We start from the raw sequence: 6,468 nt of genomic DNA on the forward strand, positions 1-6,468 counted from the left end.
GCGTGAGCGCCGGGACCCCTTGGGTGGATGCCGATGAGGTGCGCCGCCGACTGGATGACATCGACTACCTCGTGGACGACGGGATGGCCACCGCGCTGTTCCTCGCCATGACCCTCGAACAACCGCTGCTGCTCGAGGGTGAGCCCGGAGTCGGGAAGACCGCTGCCGCCAAGGCCCTCGCCCGCGCGCTGGGTGCCCCCCTCATCCGGCTGCAGTGCTACGAGGGGCTGACCGCGAGCGAGGCGCTCTACGAGTGGAACTACCAGCGCCAGCTGCTGGCGATCCGGCTGGCGGAGTCGCGTCACGAGACGCTCTCCGACGCCGACCTGTTTACCGAGGAGTTCCTCCAGGAGCGTCCCATCCTGCGGGCCGTCCGCGCGACCGGGCCGGTGGCGCCGGTGCTCCTCATCGACGAGATCGACCGTGCCGACGACGAGTTCGAGGCACTCCTCTTCGAGTTCCTCGGTGAGGCGTCGATCACCATCCCCGAGATCGGCACCTTCGTCGCCCACCGCAGGCCCGTGGTCATCCTGACCTCGAACCGCAGCCGCGAGCTGCATGACGCCCTGCGTCGACGGTGTCTGTATCACTGGATCGACTTCCCCGGACCGCTGCGGGCGGCTGAGATCCTGCGTCGGTCGGTGCCCTCCGCAAGTGACGCCCTGATCGAGTCGGTGACAACCTTCGTCGGGCGGGCGCGGGACCTTGACCTCGACAAGCTGCCGGGGATGGCAGAGACGATTGACTGGGTCTCCGCCCTGGCGGCGCTGGGGGCGGCAGAGCTGGTGCGCCCCGATGCGCTGCGGACGATCAGCGCGATCGCCAAGACACCCGACGACCGCACATCCATCACTGCGGCGCTGGAGGAGCTGGGCTCCGGGGCCGACGAGCCACTGCCGACGGGACGAGGCGCCGGGTCGTGATCCCGCTGCTGCGCGGAGTGGACCGGGCGGCGTTCGCCGCGGCCCTGGCAGCACGGCTTCGGAGCGAGGGCGTCCCCGTCGGGCTGAGCGCTCTGGAGGACCTGGCCCGCGCGCTCTCGGTGGTCCCGCCCGACTCGAGGCCCCGGCTCTACTGGGCCGCGCGGATCACCCTGGTCCGCCGCCAGCCGGACCTCGCGGCGTTCGACGCCGTGTTTGCTGCGGTCTTCGCCGACGCGATGCCGCCGGTCGGGTCCCGCCGCGGGGACAACCGCACGCCACCGAAGTTGGCTGAGGACGAGTCCCTGGTCGCGGTCCCCCGAGGGTTCGACGAGTCGGGCGAGCCGCAGGGGACCCTCGGCCTGCCGTGGGCCACCCTGCCGCCGGTGGTGTCCTCGGCCGGGGACACCGACAGCGACACGGCGGTACCGCAGCGGTTGGCCAGCGACCTCGAGGCCCTGACGGACCTCCCCTTCGAGGCCCTCAGCGAGGGGGAGACCGAGCTCCTCGGTCGCTGGCTCGAGGCCTGTCTTCGCAGCTGGCCCACCCGCCGGACCCGGCGGCGCAGACCAGGATCCGCGGGTCGACAGGTCGCCCTGCGAGCCACCGTCGCCCGATCCCGTCGCACGGGGTGGGAGCCGGTGGAGCTGGTGCGCGTCCGGGCGGTGACCAAGCCGCGCAAGGTCGTCATGCTCTGCGACGTCAGCCAGTCGATGCAACCGCAGATCGGGGCGTACTTCCATCTCATGCGGGCCCTGACGGTGGTGCTGGGCGGTGAGGCCTTCTCCTTCTCGACGTCCCTCACCCGACTGACACCCTTGATGCGGCACCGCTCCGCTGCCCAGGCCGTCGCGGAGGCGACCGAGCAGGTGACCGACCGTTTCGGAGGTACCCGGATCGCCACGAGCCTGAACGCGCTGCTGTCCTCCCACCACGGCAACGCGATGCGGGGTGGGATCGTCATCATCGGCTCGGACGGGTGGGACAGCGAGCCGCCGGATCGGCTCGCGAACGCCATGGCTCGGCTCAGCCGCCGAGCCCACCGGGTGGTGTGGATCAACCCCCGGGCCGCGGCACCGGGATTCGAGCCGCTGGTGGGCACGATGGCTGCGGCGCTGCCGTTCTGTGACGACTTCCTTCCCGCCGGAGACTTCAGGGCCCTTGCTGCTGCCGTCACCGAGCTCGGTCGGGCAACGAGAGCGTCCGGAGGTTGCTGACGGGCTCTCAGCTCCAGAGGGTCACGTGGACGGACGGCTTGAAGTGGGCGATGTGGACCCCGGTCCCTCCTGGATCGGGCGGTCCGCCAGCCCGAGCATCTCCACCGCATGGGTGGCCAGTCGAAGGCCACCCGGGGTGAAGGCCAACCCCGAGGACGTGCGGACGAAGAGCTGGTCCCCGAGCTCCTTGCGCAAGGAGGCGACGTGCAGCGAGACAGCTGCGTCGGTGTCACTCTGCGACGATAATCGGTGGCTGGTGGCGCGCGAGCCCGATCCGCCCACGGGGCACCGGCCCCAGGACGCGGTCGAGGAACGCGTTGCCGAACACGTCCGCCGGATCGTGGCGGGCCCGCAGGGACTGGAAGTCGGGGAGGCGTGGATAGAGGGGGGCCAGGTCGGCGCTGGTGGCGGCAAAGCACTTGCCCCAGTGCGGCCGGGCGCCGAGCGGGAGGAGGATGTCCTCGAGCGCCGGCAGCACGGCATACACCTCGTCGGGTCGGCGCTCCCAGGTGAGGTGGATCCCCATTGTGTCGGTGTCGTAGGACCCGCTGAGCCACAGGGAGTCCCTTGCGACAGAACGGATCTCGACCGTCTGGAGGACTGGTGCGAGGCGCTCGCCGAGGGGTCGGACACGGGCGAGCGCGGTCGCGGCGGCGGCCCTGGGGACGAGGTACTCGCTCTGGAGCTCCGCGCCCCGGCTGGGGGTGAAGTCCAGCCTGAAGTGGGGGAGACGGTCGAGCCAGGGGCCCGGTATGCCGAGCTGCTCGGTCAGCGCGTCGGTGGGGGCGCCCGCGAGCATGGGGGTGGGGCGCCGGGCCGGTGTCGCGCCGAACAGGTTGGGGGGTGGGGTGGTGTCACGGCTCTTGAGCCACACCTGCTGGACTGCGGCGCCGCGCAGGTCGGTGACGAGACTGACGCTGTAGGCGCTCGCCATGATCTCCTCGAGGTGCTCGAGGGCCACGTCCCAGGACAGCCCGAGGTAGACGTCCTGACGGATGTCGAAGGTGGGCTCGACGTCGAGGGTGAGCCTCGCGACGACGCCGAGTGCGCCGAGGGCGACGACGCTGCCGTCGAAGTCGGAGTCGCCGCGCTGGACGTGCCGCAGGTGTCCCCCGGGGCCGACGACGTCCATGGCCCGGACCGACTGGGCGAGTGCGGGATTGGCATCCCCCGAGCCGTGCGTCGACGTGGCGACCGCGCCCGCGACGGAGATGTGCGGCAGCGATGCGAGGTTGCGCAGGGCCCATCCCCGCGCCTGCAACCAGGTGGCGACGTCGCCGTAGCGGGCGCCGCCCCCGACGGTTACGGACCTGGCGCCGGTGTCGAGCTCGGCCTCGACGGGCACGTCCTCGAGCGAGACCAGGACGCCGTCGGTGTCGCCGATGTCGGTGAAAGAGTGGCGCGAGCCGAGGGCGCGGACCCGGTCGGCGCCCGAGACGACCTCCTGGAGCTGTTCGAGCGAGCGGGGTCGTTCGACCCGGGACGCCCGGTAGTGGTGGTTGCCCGCCCAGTTGGTCAGCACGAGGTCCATCCTGCCGTGCCGCAGGTGCGGCCGGCCCCCGGGTCAGGGACGCCCGGCGAGGTAGTGCTCGCGGACCTGCGTCGCGCTGAGGGTGGCGCCGACAGTGTCCTCCCGGGCGGATCAGCCGAGGACGACACCCGCGGCGGGCTGGGGGTCACCCAGGGTGGCGACGGCCTTGACCAGCGGGAGCGTGCGAAGGGCCCGAACGTCCCGCTGGCCGACGGTGAACTCGATCGCGACGCGCGCGCCACCCTCGGGGCCCGCCCCTGCGAGGGTGCGGCCGGCCAACGCCTCGGCGACGCTGCGCACGAGCGCGAGGCCCAGGCCGGTCTGCGACAGCTCGTCCCTGGCCAGCGGGTCGGGGACACCGCCGGGGGGCCCGCTCTGGTTGAGCATCTCCAGCTGCTCGGGCCTCAGGCCGGGACCGGAGTCGGCGACGCCGAGGCTCAGCCGGGCGCCCTGCCGGGTGCCGAACACCCGGATCGTGTCGCCGTCACCGGTGTATCGCACGGCGTTCTCCACCAAGGTGTCCAGGCAGACCCGCAGCCGATCCGGGGACCCCTCCATGGCACCAGCATGCGCCTCCAGCACCCAGTGGCGGTGCGCCACGGTGGCCCAGCGCTCGGTGGTCTGGCGGAGCAGCGCGTCGACGTCGACGAGCTCGCGCGTGGGAGAGCCCTGGAGCCGCATGGCCCACAGGAGGCGGTCGGTGGCCCTGCGCAGCCGGTCGAGCTCGTCGGTGATGACGTCGAGGTCCCGCTGGCTCTCCGGGTCCTCCTCCTTGGCGCGGAGCATCTGCACGTAGCCTCCCGCGATGGTGAGCGGCGTGCGCATCTCGTGCGAGGTCAACCGGGTGAGCTGCTCCTCCGCCGCCGCGCGCGCGCGCTCGCGATCGGCCATCGCGGTCACGGTCGACAAGGAGTCCTGACGATGCCGGATGTGCCAGACCAGCAGCGCCATGATGCCGGTCATGAGGGGGATCTCGGCGGTCTCCGGCCAGGCCAGGGCGCCCTGGACGGCGCGCAGACAGAGGATGCCACCGGTCACCGCGGTGAAGGCCACGAGTCCGAGCACAGCGCGTCAGGTCGACCAGGTCGTGGATCCGTAGGCGAGGGCGAACCCCACCCAGGCAACGTGGTAGGGGATCGTCTCGTTGCCGGGCATGCTCCACATGACGACGACGCACACGGCTGCAAGGAGCAGCCACGGCACGAAGAACCGGCCTGACGGCGGGTCCCAAGGGCCCTCGGACGCGGTGCCCGGTGGCCGGAGAGCCGGCACGCACAGATGCGCCAGTTCGTGGTCGTTCGGTGGGCTCGTCCCGTCGCCGTATGCCGCGGCTCTCACGGCACGTCCATCTCAGTCGTGAGGCTCGTCTCGTCGACGGGTGAGGTCTGGACCGTGAGGTTCAGGGTCCAGCTGCCCTGGGCGGGGAGCGTGAGCGAGAGGTCGCTGACACCTGCCGGCGAGGCGCCCCCCGCCGTGAGGGGCTCCAACGCCAACGGTCCCAGGCCCGCGGCGGCCTGGGTCATCGACCCGCGCACGGCCGTCAGCGGCGCCGCACGGCCGTCCGGGGTGCGCGCCGTCACCCTGAGGACGGCGTCTCCCACCCGCGGCGTGGACAGGTCGAGGTCCACCGTCAGCGCAGCGGTCGTGACCGTGCGGTGGAAGGGTGCGACGTAGTCCTGGCGGGCGGGCACGATCACGACCAGGGCAGACGTGAGCGCCAGCACGGCACCCGCGACGCCGAGCTCCGCGATCACACCCCGGTGCAGTCGCGCCAGCTCGAGCCGCCCGTACTCCTGAGGTCGGAAGGTCATCTCCTGGGTCGAGGTGATCCCCGCTGCGTGAAGGAGCAGGGCAGGGCGCCGGGGTGCGGACGGGAGGTGTCGCTGCACCCAGCGTCGTGCCAGGTTGCCCAGGCCGAGGAGCGCAAGCACCGCGGCCAGCTTCACGAGCAGCAGCCGTCCGTACTCGGTTGATCGCAGGGCGTCGACGGATCCGACCTCCCGCCATGCCAGGTAGGTCCCGGTGAGGACGATGACGACCACGCACCCGAAGGCCAGCCGGGAGAACCGGGGCATCACGGCGGCGAGGTCGTCGACCAGGCGGGCCGGGCGCAGGGCGATGGCGACGAGGGCGAGACCGCCGAGCCAGGTCGACATCGCCATGAGGTGAACGAGGTTCGCCGCGACGGCGAGTGGCACCTCCGAGCCGGCCGAGGCATGGCCCGCGACGGCCCACGTCGCCATGAGTGCAGCGCTCGTGGTTGCCGCCAGCGCGAGGACCCACGGGACCCGAGCGGTCGGTGGCAGCGCAGGCGTGCGGTTCGCCGGCCCGCGACGTGGGGCGGTGGCGGGTGGTGGCGCGGGCGCACGACGGGAGAGGGCGGCGGTGAGCGTGATGCCGAAGGCGACGACGAGGTAGAACCGCACGGCGTAGATCTGGTCGAACCGCCGCGAGTGGGTGTCCAGCGTGGCCGGTGAGGACCAGATGGCGCTGAATGGCTGGCCGTCGGCCCACACCCCCTGGAGGAGCATGCCGCCGACCGTGCTCGTCACCAACAGACCCAGCCCCACCCACAGCAGTCGGGTGGTCCGTCGCTCCGAGAGTCCGTCGCGCCAGAGCGCGAGGACCACCAGCAGGAGTCCCGGTCCGAGAGCCAGCCCGACGTAGCCAAGCCCTCTCGCGCCCCCCAGCAGCGCTCCGGCGAGGTCGTTGCGTCCGGTTCCCGTGGCACCGGCGGTCACGGTGCTCGGGGCGCCGATGGAGAAGCGGAACGACCCGGACACGGGGTGGGTGTCCGTCG

Annotated in this window: 7 protein-coding genes; 2 read left to right on the forward strand and 5 right to left on the reverse strand. The window is 72.2% G+C overall.

From position 1 onward, the window contains the following. Window positions 1–23 precede the first annotated feature (23 nt). Together ACLL9L_RS01545 and ACLL9L_RS01550 are read left to right on the forward strand one after the other, a co-directional pair. The gene (locus ACLL9L_RS01545; RefSeq protein ID WP_411282878.1) at window positions 24–923 is read left to right on the forward strand and encodes an AAA family ATPase; all 900 of its coding nucleotides are present in this window, start codon (window positions 24–26) and stop codon (window positions 921–923) included. Next, window positions 920–2,137, forward strand: a complete 1,218-nt coding sequence (locus ACLL9L_RS01550; protein ID WP_411282879.1) for a vWA domain-containing protein — start codon at window positions 920–922, stop codon at window positions 2,135–2,137. The genes ACLL9L_RS01545 and ACLL9L_RS01550 overlap by 4 nt, the downstream gene beginning before the upstream one ends. Before the next feature lie 21 nt (window positions 2,138–2,158). Here ACLL9L_RS01550 and ACLL9L_RS01555 read toward each other — a convergent pair whose 3' ends face one another. The 5 genes from ACLL9L_RS01555 to ACLL9L_RS01575 form a co-directional block, all read right to left on the reverse strand. Continuing rightward, window positions 2,159–2,419, reverse strand: coding sequence for a LysR family transcriptional regulator (locus ACLL9L_RS01555; protein ID WP_411282880.1), 261 nt, complete (start codon window positions 2,417–2,419; stop codon window positions 2,159–2,161). Further along, window positions 2,367–3,668: a D-arabinono-1,4-lactone oxidase gene (locus ACLL9L_RS01560; RefSeq protein WP_411282881.1), complete on the reverse strand. Its 1,302-nt coding sequence runs from the start codon at window positions 3,666–3,668 to the stop codon at window positions 2,367–2,369. The genes ACLL9L_RS01555 and ACLL9L_RS01560 overlap by 53 nt, the downstream gene beginning before the upstream one ends. 111 nt (window positions 3,669–3,779) lie before the next feature. Then, window positions 3,780–4,721 (reverse strand): sensor histidine kinase, encoded by a 942-nt coding sequence (locus tag ACLL9L_RS01565; protein WP_411282882.1) that lies wholly within the window; start codon window positions 4,719–4,721, stop codon window positions 3,780–3,782. Between the two features lie 18 nt (window positions 4,722–4,739). After that, complete coding sequence (locus ACLL9L_RS01570; protein ID WP_411282883.1) at window positions 4,740–5,006, reverse strand: hypothetical protein; 267 nt, start codon at window positions 5,004–5,006, stop codon at window positions 4,740–4,742. Then, a partial coding sequence (locus ACLL9L_RS01575) for a copper resistance D family protein (RefSeq protein WP_411282884.1) occupies window positions 5,003–6,468 on the reverse strand: 1,466 nt, incomplete at its 5' end. The genes ACLL9L_RS01575 and ACLL9L_RS01570, both read right to left, overlap by 4 nt.

Origin of the sequence: Lapillicoccus sp. (assembly GCF_046595215.1) — a bacterium.
Lineage (GTDB): Bacteria > Actinomycetota > Actinomycetes > Actinomycetales > Dermatophilaceae > Lapillicoccus.

Excerpts from the sequence above, each read along its gene's own strand:
- ACLL9L_RS01560 (WP_411282881.1), bottom strand. The coding sequence starts at position 3,668 with ATGGACCTCGTGCTGACCAACTGGGCGGGCAACCACCACTACCGGGCG.